Here is a 13,737-nt window from a genome sequence, read left to right as displayed (position 1 = left end):
ATCGATGGACTTCGTGTCATGGAACTGGGCAACCCAGGCGAGATGCGCGACCGCCTGACAGGCCTGGTCGTGGACGGCGTCAAGGTTGCGACGGCGGGCTTGGCCGACGACTACGAGGACGAGGAACTCGAACACGTCGGCGAACACCTGATCATCGTCGACTCCGCCGGTGACCGCCTGTGCGAGATCGAGGTGACAGGCGTGGAGGTGGTGCCGTTCGCCGAGGTCACGTGGGAGTTCGCGCAGACGGAGGGCGAGGGCTTCCGCTCGATCGACCATTGGCGCGAGGCTCATCGCCGCTTCTTCGGCCCCATAGCCACCGACGACGCCAAAACCGTCTGCATCCACTTCCACGTCGTGGGGTGAATGACCCTTTCTGACTCTCGAGGGTCTACCCAGGCCAGGAGCCCTCAGGTGCGACGTAGCTCCCGCGATGGGGGACGGTGAAGATCCAGCCTTGCTCGCGGAGCAGTGCAACCGCCCGGCGCACGGTCACTCTCGCCACTCCGTGCTGCTGCATCATGGACTTCTCACTCGGGATCGCCCGGTTCACCGGCAGCTGACCACGCAGGACCCGTTCGGCGATCTCGGACGCGATGCGGTCGGGCTTCGTCTCTCGCTTGGTGTTCGTGGGGATGCCATGAGGGCCGACGAAAGTGCCCTTGCCAGGAATCGTGTGGACCAGACCGACCTCACGCAGCTCCCTCGCCACCCGCCTGGCGGTCGTTCTGGCAACACCGAACTCGCGCTCGATCTCCGACTCGCTCGGCATGGGGTCGCCAGGTCCCAGCGATCCGGAGGCGATACGACCGCGAATGAGCTCCGCGATCTGCCGGTAGACGGGTACAGGACCCTCGCGATCGAGCATCCCCAAAGTCTAGACGTTGGAATACAACTAGAGGAGCCGGTTCAGTCCTGTGGCCAGGAGTCCTCGGGCGAGACGTAGCTGCCGCGCTGCGGGACCGTGTAGATCCAGCCCGCTTCGCGGAGGAGAGCCATGGCACGCCGTACCGTCTCTCTGGCCACGTCGTACTGCTGAAGGAGCGCCGTTTCGCCGGGGATGGGGCGACGGGGACGGAGTTCGCCGGATCGGATCCGCTGCTCGATGTCCGCGGCAATCTGACGATAGAGCGGCGTCTTGCGCTGCTCCCGCGGAGCCTCGTTCGGCGCACCGACGAAGGTGCCCTCGCCTTGGACGGTGTAGATGAGCCCTTCCTCACGCAGGACATGGATGGCCCGCCGGGCGGTGGTCCTGGCCACACCGAACTCACGCTGAAGGTCGGCCTCGCTCGGAACCGGGTGACCAGGTTCCAGTTCTCCCACCCGCCGCCGGACGATCTCGGCGATCTGCAGGTAGAGGTGGGTGTCTCCATCGTGGTCGAGCACATACGCAAGATAGGCGAAGGGTGACGAGCCCTCTCAAAACGGCTCGTCTGAATAGGCGAAACTTTATTTCTGATTGGACAGGGAGATACAACTAGACGTATCCTCATGCTGTGTCAGAGGACGAGCCCTACGGAGTGCATGTCGCGGAGGCGAGTGCCGAACATACGCACATCAACTGGGAACCCGCGCGTCCGCGAGTGAATCTCGTGCGGGTTCGGGCCCACACGTGTGACTGCCAGCCAGTGTTCTACGAGCTCTGTCAGGCGGCGGGGTTGATGTTCATCCGCAAGGTCAGCAGGCGGGGAGGCAAGACAGTGGTGCACGAGTCCGCCTGGCAACGGACCGAAGTGGCGTGTGCGTTATGGCTGCAACTTCTCAGAGGCAAGGCGCTGTGAAGCGGCGGCGGGCGTGGCGGTGGTGGCGGCGCGTGCTGCTGATCCGCAGGGTTCGGCGGCGGCGTCGTCCCCTTGGGTGACGCCAGCGTCGTCGTCGCCTGTGAGGGCCGGTGGCTCGGCGCTGCACTGGGATGGAGGGCTGCGCCGAGCCACCTCAAGTACTTCGGACAGGTACCAGCCCACGGCCTGTCCGATTGACTCCCGGCAGGCTCATCCGTGCTAGCTGAACATCTAGCGCCTGCCGGGCCCCTCCTTCCCGGCAGTCGCGTGTCTGCCGGGTCCCTCGTTCTCGGCAGGCGCGTGGTGACCCTGCCGGGGACCTTCCTGCCCGGCAGGTGGGGTGAGTCTGCCGGGCCTGACCATGACTCCGGCGTGGTGGGTGCCGGAGTTCCCGGCGGACCACCGCCTGCCGGCCGGGATCTGGCAGGCCTGTGAGAGATCCGCCCGCGCTCCGGTGGGTTCTGCGCGAGCACCCACCGGAGCCCTCTCCGTCCAGTGAGCAGTCGGCGAGGCGCCACTGGATCCGCGCGATCATCGCGCGGGCAACGCCCTTGGTCGTGCCGCTTCTGGGAGGTGGCGGCACGCCAAGGGCGTTTGGCGGTCGCGGTCAGAAGGGGACTGTCACGCCGCGCTCGCTCAGTCTCGTCACTGCCTGGGTGAGGCAGGCTTCTGCGGTGGCTGCGTCTGCTCGCATGGGGTTGGGCAGTGGGCCACCGCTCGCTGTGAAGGTCCACGCCGGGCGGCCCTCGGACAGGCGTTCGGCGTCGATCCTCAGCATCGCGTTCACGCCCTGCTCGGCGAGCCACTCCAGGATGAACGGCGCCGCGCCTGGGTCATTCGCAGGAGCCTGGTGGTGGGGCGGAAGGTGTCGGTGCTGGGTGATAGGAATCGGCTATGCGAGTCAAGGATCTGCCCGCTCGGGAGCGGCCGCGGGAGCGGTTGCTGGCCAATGGGCCCACTGCGCTGGCGGATCGGGAGCTGCTGGCCGTACTCCTGGGGTCGGGGTTTCGGGGGAGCAGTGCTATCGATCTGGCGGCGCGGGTTATTGATCATTGTGGGGATCTGGGGGAGTTGGGGCGGGCTGAGGCGCATCGGTTGCTGGCTGTGCCCGGGGTGGGGCCGGCCAAGGCGGCTCGGGTGGCTGCGGCCTTTCATCTTGTACGGCGGGCGCAGGCTGGGCCGGAGCGGCAGCGGGTCTCGTGTACGGCGGATCTGGCGGAGGTCGCTGGGCCGTTGCTTCGTGGGCATGCTCGGGAGCGGCTTGTGGTGATTGTTTGTGATGCTCGGGGGGCTGTGTTGCGGCGGACGACGCTTACCGAGGGTGGGGCGGATCACACTGCGCTGCCTGTTCGGGAGGTTGTGGCGACTGTGCTGGTTGCGGGTGGGGCTTCGTTCGGGGTTGCGCACAATCATCCGAGTGGGTCGTTGGTGGCTAGTCGGGAGGATCTTGAGGCGACCGTGCGGCTGCGGGAGGCGGCGGAGGCTGTGGATCTTCGGTTTCTTGATCATTTGATTGTTACTGATGGGGCTTGGTGTCGGATCTCGGGGTGAGGTCCTTTGGTGGTTGGCGTCTGTACTTCTTGCGCCGGGCTTCGCCGTACCCCGACCCGCCGACCCCGGCGCTGGGAGGGTGCTGGTTCTGTCAAGGAGGGGGCGGGGCCGTGGGTGAACGCGCGGGATCCGTGGCAGGCCGGACGTGGTGGCCGCTGGGGTGGGCCTAGGGCGTCTCTTGGGGCGCGGAGGGGCCGCCGGGGGTGAGTGGTGAAGGGCGCCAAGGGGCTGAGGGCGCCGGGTGTGGTGCGGGGCCCCGTGGCAGGTCGGGCGTGGTGGGGTTGCGGCTTCCCTAAAGGGCGCGGTTGGGGGAGCCGTGGTGGTCGCCACGGAATTGCGCGGTTGGGTGCAGGGCCGCAATGGGGGCTTCGAGCGCGGAAGGGTGCCCATGCCGGGGTCTCGGAGGGCGCGCCCGGCCGTGGGGTGCGCAAGAGGGGTGGGTGAGGCGACCGCGAAAAGATGAGGGGACCGCGGGAAGTGCGGTCCCCTCGTTGTCGCTATACGGGCAGGTTGTAGACGACCTGGAACCGGTCCCCAGGCACCACGATGTCGCTCGTCTCCACCGGGCGATCACCCGCCCAATGGGTGCGTTCGACGTGGAGGACGTGGACGCCCGCGGGCAGGTCCAACGCGTCGCTCTCCGCGGGCCGCGGCACGCGGGTGTGGACGCTCTCCACGATCTCGGTGACCTTGACCCCGTGCGACGACATCCGCGCCAGGAGCCCCCGCCGGTCGGCGTCGGGCGTCCCGGAGGCTGCCGCGTGCATGGCCAGTTCCACCGGCTCGTAAGACGTAGCCAGTTGCAACGGTTTCCCGTCGCCGCGGAATACGAAGTGTGTCCTCGTCACCATGGCCGTCTCGGGCAGCCGGAGGCGCGGCCCGATCTGCGCGCCCGCTTCAGCGGGCTCGCTGTGCCAGTCCCAGGTGACGCGCCGCCCCTGCGCCTGCAGGTCAGCGGCAAAAGGCGCAGGATGCTCGAGAAAGCGCCATCGGTGCAAGGGGAGAAGGTCGGGGCGTTCCCTGACGTAGTGACCCGAACCGACGCGGCCGATGATGAGACCCTCGCCCGCGAGCGCACGCAGCGCATGGCGGGCGGCAGTCTCGCCGACCTGGTACTTACGGGTCAGCTGCGCCCGCGAGGGGATGGGCGCGCCGGGGGGAAGGGTGCCGTCGTTGATCTGCCGCCGAATGTCTTCGACGACGCGCAGGTAGACCGGATCGGAGGTGGCCACTGTCCATCCCTGATATCGCTGTGAGGCCCAGTGAAGGGATAAGGCCCCATGTTGCCGTATTCGGTAGGTAACCGACCGTCATCAATCAGAATTGGAGCTCCAACTTTGGCAAGAGCCGAAAATTGTCCGTGAAACTGTGTAACGCCGGTGTAAGGCGCCCCGATTCTCCGGTAGAGGTCGTCGATGTGTGTACCCCCGAGCACATATCGGCGGCCTCTTTCCATGCGAGCCCCAAGCGGGCGGGGCGGAGTCCACCCGCAGCGTGATTCCAGGTAGCGTTCGCACTATGGCTTCATCCCACGCCCCCTTCGGCCGCATGCTCACCGCCATGGTCACCCCGTTCACCGCGGACGGCGCCGTCGACTACAAGGCCGTGCAGCGCCTGGCCACCTACCTGGTGGACGTGCAGCGCAACGACGGGCTCATCGTGAGCGGCACCACCGGCGAGTCGCCCACGACCTCCGACGAGGAGAAGGACCGCATCCTGCGCGCCGTCGTCGAGGCTGTCGGCGATCGCGCCACGATCGTGGCCGGGGCCGGGAGTAACGACACGCATCACAGCGTTGAACTGGCGAGGGCCGCGGAACGGGCGGGCGCCGACGGATTGCTCGTCGTCACCCCCTACTACAACAAACCTCCGCAGGAGGGGCTGTACCGCCACTTCACCGCGGTGGCGGACGCGACCGGGCTACCTGTCATGCTGTATGACATCCCCGGACGCAGCGGCGTGCCGATCCAGACCACCACTCTGGTACGGCTGGCGCAGCACGATCGCATCGTGGCCGTGAAGGACGCCAAGGGCGACCTGTTCGCGGCCTCGCAGGTGATGTCGGCGACCGACCTGGTCTTCTACTCGGGCGACGACGTGCTCAACCTGGCCTGGCTCTCGATGGGAGCCGCCGGTTTCGTGAGCGTCGTGGGCCATGTCGTGGGCGCCGACCTGGCGAACATGATCGAGCTGCACAGCACCGGCGACGTGGCTGCGGCGCTGGCCGTACACCGTCGCTTGCTGCCCGTGGTCGACGGGATCATGATGAAGGCAGGGGGCGCGATCATGGTGAAGGCGGCGCTGGCCCTGGTGGGACAGCCGGTGGGGCCGACGCGGCTCCCGCTGGTGGACGCCACAGAAGAGCAGACCGCCGAGCTCCAGGCATGCCTGGTGGCCGGCGGAGTGAAATTGACAGATGGATGAGTACGGGGAGGAACGGAAGGTTTGAGAACTAAGAACAAGGGGGTGGCCGCATGAGTCACCCGCATCCCGAACTGGGCCCACCGCCGCGCCTGCCGGACGGCGGCCTGCGCATCGTGGCGCTCGGCGGCCTCGGGGAGATCGGCCGCAACATGGCCGTCTTCGAGTACGACGGACGGCTGCTGATCGTCGACTGCGGCGTGCTCTTCCCTGAGCCGGACCAGCCGGGCGTCGACCTGATCCTGCCCGACTTCGACTACATCAGGGGCCGGCTCGACGACATCGAGGCGGTCGTGCTGACGCACGCCCACGAGGACCACATCGGCGCCGTGCCGTACCTCCTGCGCGAGCGCCGCGACATCCCGCTGGTCGGCTCGAAGCTGACGCTGGCCCTCATCGAGGCCAAGCTCACCGAGCACCGCATGCAGCCGGTCAAGGTCGAGGTGGTCGAGGGCGAGCACCGCACGTTCGGCCCGTTCGACATCGAGTTCCTCGCGGTCAACCACTCGATTCCCGACGCGCTGGCCGTGGCGATCAAGACTCCGGCCGGCATCGTGCTGCACACCGGCGACTTCCGCATGGACCAGCTGCCGAGCGACGGCCGCCTGACCGACCTGGGCGGTTTCGCCAGGCTCGGCGCCGAGGGCGTCGACCTGCTGATGTCCGACTCGACCAACGCCGAGGTGCCGGGGTTCGTCACCAGCGAGCGCGAGATCGCGCCGGTGATCGACGAGGTCATCCGCACGTCGGAGAAGCGGGTCATCGTGGCCAGCTTCGCCTCGCACATCCACCGCGTGCAGCAGGTCATCGACTCGGCGGAACGGCACGGCCGCAAGGTCGCGCTGGTCGGCAGGTCGATGGTGCGCAACATGGGCGTGGCCCGCGACCTGGGCTACCTCAAGATCCCGCCGGGCCTCGTCGTGGACTCCCGCGACATCGAGGAGTGGCCGCCGGAGGACGTGGTGCTGATCTGCACCGGTTCCCAGGGCGAGCCGATGGCGGCGCTGTCGAGGATGGCCAACCGCGACCATGCGATCCGCATCGCCGCCGGTGACACCGTCCTGCTCGCGTCGAGCCTGGTGCCCGGAAACGAGACGTCGGTCAACAAGGTCATCAACGGCCTGACCCGCTGGGGCGCCCGCGTCGTGCACAAGGGCAACGCCAAGGTGCACGTCTCCGGGCACGCCGCGGCCGGTGAGCTGCTGTACGTCCTGAACCTGACGCGTCCGTCGAACTTCATGCCGGTGCACGGTGAATGGCGGCACCTGCGGGCGCACGCCAAGCTCGCCGCGCTGACCGGCGTGCCCGACGACCACATCGTGATCGCCGAGGACGGCGTCGTGGTGGACCTGGTCGACGGCCGGGCGAAGATCGTCGGTGCGGTCCAGGCCGGCTACGTCTACGTGGACGGCACGAGCGTCGGTGAGATCACCGACACCTCACTGAAGGACCGCCGCATACTGGGCGACGAGGGGTTCATCTCGGTCGTCGTGGTCGTCGACTCCACCACCGGCAAGCTGACCGCCGGGCCGGAGATCCACGCGCGGGGATCAGGCATAGACCCCGCGGTGTTCGACGACATCATTCCGCAGATCGAGAAGGCCCTGGAGGCCAAGGCGGCAGACGGGGTGGTGGACATGCAGGAGATCCGCCGCGTGGTCCGCCGCACGGTCGGCCGCTGGGTGAGCGACACCTACCGGCGCCGCCCGATGATCATCCCCGTGGTGGTCGAGGTCTGACGCTTCAAGGAGGGGTACGGCGAGAGCCGTACCCCTCAGGCGTCTCTCCTGCGCAGCAGGACAAATCCCAGCAGGACGGGCACGGCCGCATAGGCGACCAGCACGAGGACGGCCGCCCAGGGCGGCAGCAGCGAACCGTAGACGGAGTTCGTCAGGTCAGCGCCGGTGATCTCGCCCGGCAGCGCGCCGATCATCCCCGACCCCAGGCGCTCGCTCCACGGCTCGGGCAGGTTCCCGACGATCATCGGGATCACGTAGACCACGCCGACCACCACCGCGATCGCGGCGGCCGCGTTGCGCAGGACCGCGCCGAGCCCCAGCCCGAGCAGCGCGAACACCACCACCGACAGGCTGCTGACCACCATCAGCGGCACCCGGTCCGCCAGCGGCAGCAGCGGGTAGCGCCCGTCGACGATCGCCCGCGACGAGATCGCGGTGCCGAAGACCACCACAGGCCCGACGACCAGCGCGCACGCGCTGACGAGGACGCCCTTGGCGGCCAGCACCGGCCAGCGCCGCGGCACCGCGGTCAGGCTCACCCTGATCAGGCCCGTGGCGTACTCGGAGGTCATCGCGAGCACGCCGAGGATGCCCAGGCAGAGCTGCGGAACGGCGACCACCACGTCGTCGAGCTCCGCCATGCGCGCGGTCGCGCGCCGAGCGGGCGACGACGCCTCGTAGGCGCCCACGGCCGAGACCGCGATGAGCGCCGCGAGCCCGACGGCGCCCAAGGCGATCGCCAGGAGCAGGTGTGTGGACCGGACCGAGCGGAGCTTGATCCATTCAGAAGTGAAGGTCGTCATCGGTACTCCACGCTCGACGCGGTCAGCGACAGGTAGGCGTCCTCCAGCGACGGATACGACGCGGTCAGCTCGGTCAGCGACACGTCGGCCAGCAGCTTCCCGCGCCCGATGACCACCAGGTGGTCCGCGGTGAGCGCCATCTCGCTCATCAGGTGGCTGGACAGCAGGACCGTCCTCCCGCCGGCGGCCAGCCCCCGCATGAGATGCCTGATCCAGCGCACCCCGTCGGGGTCGAGCCCGTTCACCGGCTCGTCGAACAGCAACACGCCCGGGTCGCCCAGCAGCGCCGCCGCGATGCCGAGCCGCTGCTTCATGCCCAGCGAGAAGCCCCCGACGCGCCTGCGCGCGACCCCGCCGAGCCCGACCTCCTCCAGCACCTCGGTGACCCTGGCAGCGCCGATGCCGTTCGTGGCGGCCAGCCAGAGCAGGTGGTTGTACGCGCTGCGCCCGCCGTGCACGGCCCCGGCGTCGAGCAGCGCGCCGACCTCGCGCATGGGCGTCTTCGAGGTCGCGTACGGCCGGCCGTTCACGAGCGCCTGGCCGCTGGTCGGCGCGTCGAGGCCCAGGATGACGCGCATCGTGGTGGACTTGCCCGCGCCGTTGGGGCCGAGGAACCCGGTGACCCGGCCGGGCCGTACCTGGAAGGAGAGGTCGTCCACGGCCAGGTCGCCGCCGTAGCGTTTGGTGAGGTTCTTGACGTCGATCACGGGGTCGAGACTCCTGTACGGCACGCCGCCCGCACATCCACCCGAGCTCCGAACCCGGCGTACCCCGTCAGACCTGGGTATGACGCTCGCCCGCGAAAGGGTGGATACCGTTCTGGGGTGGACGTGTTCGCCCAGCGGTTGAGCCGCGGTCAGCTCATCGCCCTCGACTGCCTGGCGGCGCTCGGCTTCACCCTGGCGTACCTGAGCGCGGTCTCCTCCGCCGACCTGCCCACCTGGGCACGGCTCGCGCTGCCGGTCGGGCTGTCGATTCCGCTGGCGGTGCGGCGGTTGTGGCCGAGGACGGTGTTCTGGACGGTCCTGCCGGTCGCGGTCGCCGCGATGGCGCTGATGGCGATCAGCGCTGCCTACGTCGCGCCCGCCTACGCGCTCTACCTGGTCGCGCTGACCGCGCGCGGCAGGGGCTGGATCCTGGCCGCCGTGGTCACGGTGACCGCCCTGGCCGCGCTGACGATCGCGGGCACCCCCGCCTCGGCGCCCGTGTGGTGGACGTCCCTGGTGGGCCAGCTGCTGCCCGGCGCGGCCGCGTTCGGCGCGGTGTGGACGATCGGGCGCGCGGTGGCGGCGCGCAGGGCCTACGCGGCGCGGCTGTCGGAGCAGGCGGTGGTGGAGGAGCGGCTGCGCATCGCGCGGGAGCTGCACGACGTGGTGGCGCACAGCATGGGGCTGATCGCCGTCAAGGCGGGCGTGGCCAACCATGTGATCCGTACCCGGCCGGACGAGGCGAGCGACGCGTTGCGTGTCATCGAGACGGCCAGCAGGAGCGCGCTGGTGGAGATGCGCCACCTCCTGGGCGTGTTGCGCACGCCGGAGGCCGACCTGCGGCCCGCGCCGGGACTCGACGGGCTGGAAGAGCTCGCCGACCGGGCGCGGATGGCCGGGGTGCGGGTGGACCTGGACGTCGACCCGGGGCCGCTCCCCGAAGGGGCGGCGCTGGCGGTCTACCGGATCGTCCAGGAGGCGCTCACCAACGTGGTCAAACACGCGGCGCCCACGAGCTGCCGGGTGAAGGTCGAGGTGGGCGAGGTCGCCTCGATCGAGGTCGTGGACGACGGACCTGGCCGGGGGCCGGTGGAGTTCGGGCACGGGCTGGTCGGAATGAGGGAGCGGATCATGATGTACGGCGGAGCCTTCGCGGCCGGACCACGCCCCGAGGGCGGCTTCCGCGTCGCAGCCACCCTCCCTTACGGGGAAATTTCGTGATCAGGGTGTTGGTCGCCGACGACCAGGCGCTGATCAGGGGCAGCTTCAGGGTGCTCGTGGAGTCCGAGCCCGACCTCGACGTGGTCGGCGAGGCGGGCACGGGCGCGGAAGCCGTACGGCTGGCCGCGGAACACCGCCCCGACGTCGTGCTCATGGACGTGCGCATGCCTCAGATGGACGGTATCGAGGCCACCCGGCGCATCGGCGGCACCACCAAGGTGCTCATCGTCACCATGTTCGACCTCGACGCCTACGTCTACGCCGCCCTGCGCGCCGGCGCCAGCGGCTTCCTGCTCAAGGACACCCCTCCGGCCGACCTGCTCGCCGCGATCCGCGTCGTCGCCTCGGGGGAGTCGCTGCTGGCCCCCACGGTCACCCGGCGGCTGATCGAGGAGTTCGTCAGGGGCTACAGCGAGCCTCGCCCGCTCACCGGCGTGACCGAGCGGGAGCGGGAGGTGCTGCTGCTGATCGCGCGAGGCCTGTCCAACACCGAGATCGCCGGTCACCTGCACCTCAGCCTGGCCACGGTCAAGACGCACATCGGCCGCCTCCTGGCCAAGCTGGAGGCGAGGGATCGAGCCCAGCTCGTGATCGCGGCCTATGAGAGCGGGCTGGTGGCCGTCAGATAACGTCGTATTCGTGACAGAGGTGAGGGTTGTCTACACGAAGTACGACGGATCACTACATTGGAACCACACCGGCCGGTTGCTGGGTGAGGACGAGCACGGCGTGTGGGTGGGCTGTACGGCGGGCACGATGGCGAGCAAGGGCCACGAGCCGCCCGTGACGTACGACCTGGCGTTCGTCATCCTCTTCCCGCGCGACGAGTGGTGGACCGCGCTGTTCAACGCCGAAGGCCACAAGATGGATATCTACTGCGATATCACGACTGTGCCGGTGTGGCTGGACAACGAGGTCACGATGGTCGACCTCGATCTCGACGTCGTCCTGAGGAACTCCGGCAAGCTGTACGTCGACGACGAGGACGAGTTCGCCGAGCACCAGGTGCTCATGCGGTACCCGCCCCACGTCGTGGCGGCGGCCGAGGCCTCGGCCGAGTGGCTCATGAAGGCGGTGGCGGAGAAGCAGGGCCCGTTCGGGGGTGCGCATCTGCCCTGGTTGTCACAGGTGGCGTAGGGCCTCCGCCATGGCGGCCAGGCGCTGCGGCGAGGCCAGGCCCGCGTGGTAGAGGTGCAGCTCGTCCGCGCCCGCCTCGCGGTAGGCGCGCATCATCGCGGCCAGCTCCTTGGCGTCGGCCGCACGCGGGGGGAGGGCCAGGACGTAGGCGCCGACGCGCTGGCCCGGGGTGGCGAGCTCGGCCAGCCTGGACAGGCGGGCGCAGTCCGGCTCGACCTCGCCCCAGCAGTTGCCGACCAGCACCTCGGCGCCCGGCTCGCCCTCGGGCAGGGCGGCGAAGGAGCTGGCCGCCCAGGGGTCGGGGTTGGCGTGCAGGGTGACGGGCACGCCGGGGGCGGCTGCGATCAGCTTCTCGCGCAGGTCGGCGCTCAGGGAGACCCTGACCTCGCGCACTTCCGCCGTGAGCTCGCCCAGCGCCTCCTCCACCGATCCGAACCCACTGCCGACGGCTTCGCGCACCCGGTCGCGGGTGCCCGGCGGGTAGCGGTCGGCGCAGGCCGTACAGAAGCAGAGCGTGAGCAGGTCGCCGTCGACGGCGGACCAGTCGGCGCCCGCGGTCTTCTCGTGCGTGCCCTGGTGGCCGAAGCCCATCGGGCCGCACGCCTCCAGGATCAGCGCGTCCGGCGCGCCCAGGTCGAGCGTCTCGCGGACGAGGTTCGCGCAGTAGTCCTGGACGTCGGGGTGAGCGGGACAGAGGGCGTAGGGGTACGGATCACCGAAGGCGTTGCGCACCACTAAATCCGGAAATTTCGTGCCTAGGTGGGCGTTGTGGGTGAGGACGGTCCAGGCCTGCACCTGGAGACCCTGCTCCTTGAGGGCGTCCCGTGCGATCAGGTAGGAGTCCGCCGGGGTCCACGTGGGGGATCCGGGCACGAGGCGGCCCCAGGCTGCCGGCCGTACCGGAAGGTAGAAGGCCGAGTGGAGCGCGTCGAGCACCCGGTGCGACGGGTGGTAGGGGGTCGCCGCCCTGGTCGAGTGGTAGGAGGCGGCCAGCGCGACCGCCTCCACCCCCAGGTCGGCGATGCGCGCGGCGGCCGACGGGTCGCCGGCGACGTCCCAGGGGTAGACGTAGGCGACGTTCACCAGCGCGGTCTCCTAGCTGAGAAGGCAGGCTCGAACTGCTGCATGTAGGTGGTGTCGTCGCGCGAGGTGATCCCGCACGCGAGGTAGTCGGCGTGCATGCGCTCCAGCGCCTCGCGGTCCAGCTCCACCCCGAGCCCGGGACCGGCCGGCACGGGCACGGCGCCGTCGACGAAGCGGAGCGCGCCCGGCTTGACCACGTCCTGGCCGTCCTGCCAGGGGGTGTGGGTGTCGCAGGCGTGGTTGAGGTTCGGGGTGGCCGCCGCGAGGTGCGTCATCGCGGCCAGGCTGATGCCCAGGTGCGAGTTGGAGTGCATCGACAGCTCCAGCCCGAAGGTGGCGCAGAGCGCGGCGACGTGCGCTGACCTGGTGAGCCCGCCCCAGTAGTGGTGGTCGAGGAGCAGGACCCCGATGGCGCCCTGCGCGATCGCCGGGGGCAGGTGCTCGGGCGTCACCACGCACATGTTGGTGGCCAGCTTCATCGGGACGTGCGGCGCGACCTGCGCCATCCCCTCGATGCCCGCCGTGGGGTCCTCCAGGTACTGCAGCAGGCCGTCCAGCTCGCGCCCGACCGCGATGGACGTCTCCACGCTCCAGGCCGCGTTCGGGTCGAGCCGCAGCGGCACCCCGGGGAACGCCTCGTGCAGCGCCCTGATCGCGGCGATCTCCTGCTCGGGCTCGAAGACGCCGCCCTTGAGCTTGATCGAGCGAAAGCCGTTCTCCTTGATGAACACCGACGCCTGCGCGACCAGCCCGTCCGGGTCGAGCGCGGCGCCGAAGCGGTCCTCGGCCGCCCACTTGTAGAACAGGTAGGCGCTGTACGGCACGGCGTCACGCACCCGGCCGCCGAGCAGGTCGACCACGGGCACCCCCGCGGCCTTGCCCCTGATGTCCAGGCAGGCCACCTCGAAGGGGGAGAAGACGCGGTCGATGCTCTTCTCCTTGGTCGACACGCCGGTCAGCCCGTGCAGGTCGGTCACCACGTCGCCGACGATGTCGGTGATGCGGGCGTAAATGGTGTTCAACGCGTGCACGTCGAGCCCGATCAGCGCTTCGGCGCTTTCCCGCATCTTCTCGAGGTGGTCGAGGTCGCCATAGGTCTCGCCGAGCCCGCTCAGCCCCTCGTCAGTGATCACCTCGACGATCGTGCGCAACGCCCACGGCTCGTGCACGCCTGCGGCGTTGAGCAGCGGTGGATCGCGAAAGGCGACGGGGGTGATGCGGATCTCGCGGATATTCATATGTGCGCCGTCCATATATGTGAACAACAACCAGAATTGTGGACAAGTGACGTAAC

Annotated in this window: 14 protein-coding genes and 1 pseudogene; 8 read left to right on the top strand and 7 right to left on the bottom strand. The window is 69.3% G+C overall.

Annotation, left to right across the window (positions count from 1 at the left end):
- Nucleotides 1-18 precede the first annotated feature (18 nt).
- Nucleotides 19-366 carry an ASCH domain-containing protein gene (locus ACIBG8_RS50945; protein ID WP_397350623.1) on the top strand — a complete coding sequence of 116 codons (348 nt, stop codon included), beginning with the start codon at nt 19-21 and terminating at the stop codon, nt 364-366.
- 25 nt (nt 367-391) lie between these two features.
- Here the strand turns inward: ACIBG8_RS50945 and ACIBG8_RS50940 are convergent, their stop codons facing one another.
- Nucleotides 392-868: a GntR family transcriptional regulator gene (locus tag ACIBG8_RS50940; RefSeq protein WP_397350622.1), complete on the bottom strand. Its 477-nt coding sequence runs from the start codon at nt 866-868 to the stop codon at nt 392-394.
- Between the two features lie 41 nt (nt 869-909).
- Entirely contained in the window at nt 910-1,386 is a 477-nt protein-coding gene (locus ACIBG8_RS50935) for a GntR family transcriptional regulator (protein ID WP_397350621.1), read from the bottom strand.
- A gap of 110 nt (nt 1,387-1,496) precedes the next feature.
- On the opposite strand from ACIBG8_RS50935, the gene ACIBG8_RS50930 reads away from it, so the two are divergent.
- Together ACIBG8_RS50930 and ACIBG8_RS50925 are read left to right on the top strand one after the other, a co-directional pair.
- A complete protein-coding gene (locus tag ACIBG8_RS50930) occupies nt 1,497-1,781 on the top strand; it encodes a hypothetical protein (protein WP_397350620.1) in 285 nt (94 codons plus the stop codon).
- 894 nt (nt 1,782-2,675) lie between these two features.
- Nucleotides 2,676-3,332, top strand: coding sequence for a RadC family protein (locus tag ACIBG8_RS50925; RefSeq protein WP_397350619.1), 657 nt, complete (start codon nt 2,676-2,678; stop codon nt 3,330-3,332).
- A gap of 497 nt (nt 3,333-3,829) precedes the next feature.
- Here the strand turns inward: ACIBG8_RS50925 and ACIBG8_RS50920 are convergent, their stop codons facing one another.
- Nucleotides 3,830-4,564: a GntR family transcriptional regulator gene (locus ACIBG8_RS50920; protein WP_397350618.1), complete on the bottom strand. Its 735-nt coding sequence runs from the start codon at nt 4,562-4,564 to the stop codon at nt 3,830-3,832.
- Between the two features lie 286 nt (nt 4,565-4,850).
- On the opposite strand from ACIBG8_RS50920, the gene dapA reads away from it, so the two are divergent.
- Both dapA and ACIBG8_RS50910 read left to right on the top strand, forming a co-directional pair.
- Nucleotides 4,851-5,756, top strand: coding sequence for a 4-hydroxy-tetrahydrodipicolinate synthase (gene dapA, locus ACIBG8_RS50915; RefSeq protein ID WP_397350617.1), 906 nt, complete (start codon nt 4,851-4,853; stop codon nt 5,754-5,756).
- A gap of 50 nt (nt 5,757-5,806) precedes the next feature.
- Nucleotides 5,807-7,492, top strand: a complete 1,686-nt coding sequence (locus ACIBG8_RS50910; protein ID WP_397350616.1) for a ribonuclease J — start codon at nt 5,807-5,809, stop codon at nt 7,490-7,492.
- Between the two features lie 35 nt (nt 7,493-7,527).
- On the opposite strand, the gene ACIBG8_RS50905 is transcribed toward ACIBG8_RS50910, so the two are convergent.
- Together ACIBG8_RS50905 and ACIBG8_RS50900 are read right to left on the bottom strand one after the other, a co-directional pair.
- Entirely contained in the window at nt 7,528-8,295 is a 768-nt protein-coding gene (locus tag ACIBG8_RS50905) for an ABC transporter permease subunit (protein ID WP_397350615.1), read from the bottom strand.
- Between the two features lie 65 nt (nt 8,296-8,360).
- Nucleotides 8,361-9,002 (bottom strand): annotated as a pseudogene (locus tag ACIBG8_RS50900) (ABC transporter ATP-binding protein); the annotation flags it as partial.
- A gap of 117 nt (nt 9,003-9,119) precedes the next feature.
- On the opposite strand from ACIBG8_RS50900, the gene ACIBG8_RS50895 reads away from it, so the two are divergent.
- Genes ACIBG8_RS50895 through ACIBG8_RS50885 form a run of 3 tightly spaced genes read left to right on the top strand, consistent with a single transcriptional unit; the run spans nt 9,120 to nt 11,360 of the window.
- Nucleotides 9,120-10,223: a sensor histidine kinase gene (locus tag ACIBG8_RS50895; protein ID WP_397350614.1), complete on the top strand. Its 1,104-nt coding sequence runs from the start codon at nt 9,120-9,122 to the stop codon at nt 10,221-10,223.
- The gene (locus ACIBG8_RS50890; RefSeq protein ID WP_397350613.1) at nt 10,220-10,852 is read left to right on the top strand and encodes a response regulator; all 633 of its coding nucleotides are present in this window, start codon (nt 10,220-10,222) and stop codon (nt 10,850-10,852) included. The genes ACIBG8_RS50895 and ACIBG8_RS50890 overlap by 4 nt, the downstream gene beginning before the upstream one ends.
- A 10-nt stretch (nt 10,853-10,862) precedes the next feature.
- A complete protein-coding gene (locus ACIBG8_RS50885; RefSeq protein ID WP_397350611.1) occupies nt 10,863-11,360 on the top strand; it encodes a DUF402 domain-containing protein in 498 nt (165 codons plus the stop codon).
- Here the strand turns inward: ACIBG8_RS50885 and ACIBG8_RS50880 are convergent.
- A complete protein-coding gene (locus ACIBG8_RS50880; RefSeq protein ID WP_397350609.1) occupies nt 11,346-12,443 on the bottom strand; it encodes a hypothetical protein in 1,098 nt (365 codons plus the stop codon). The genes ACIBG8_RS50885 and ACIBG8_RS50880 overlap by 15 nt on opposite strands.
- On the bottom strand, nt 12,440-13,681 hold the full coding sequence (locus ACIBG8_RS50875; RefSeq protein WP_397350608.1) for a glucarate dehydratase family protein: 1,242 nt from the start codon (nt 13,679-13,681) through the stop codon (nt 12,440-12,442). Before ACIBG8_RS50875 ends, ACIBG8_RS50880 begins: the two co-directional genes overlap by 4 nt.
- Between the last annotated feature and the right edge of the window lie 56 nt (nt 13,682-13,737).

The sequence above is a fragment of the Nonomuraea sp. NPDC050556 genome, assembly GCF_044457355.1.
Lineage (GTDB): Bacteria > Actinomycetota > Actinomycetes > Streptosporangiales > Streptosporangiaceae > Nonomuraea.
This window is presented reverse-complemented; position numbering and strand designations above follow the sequence as displayed.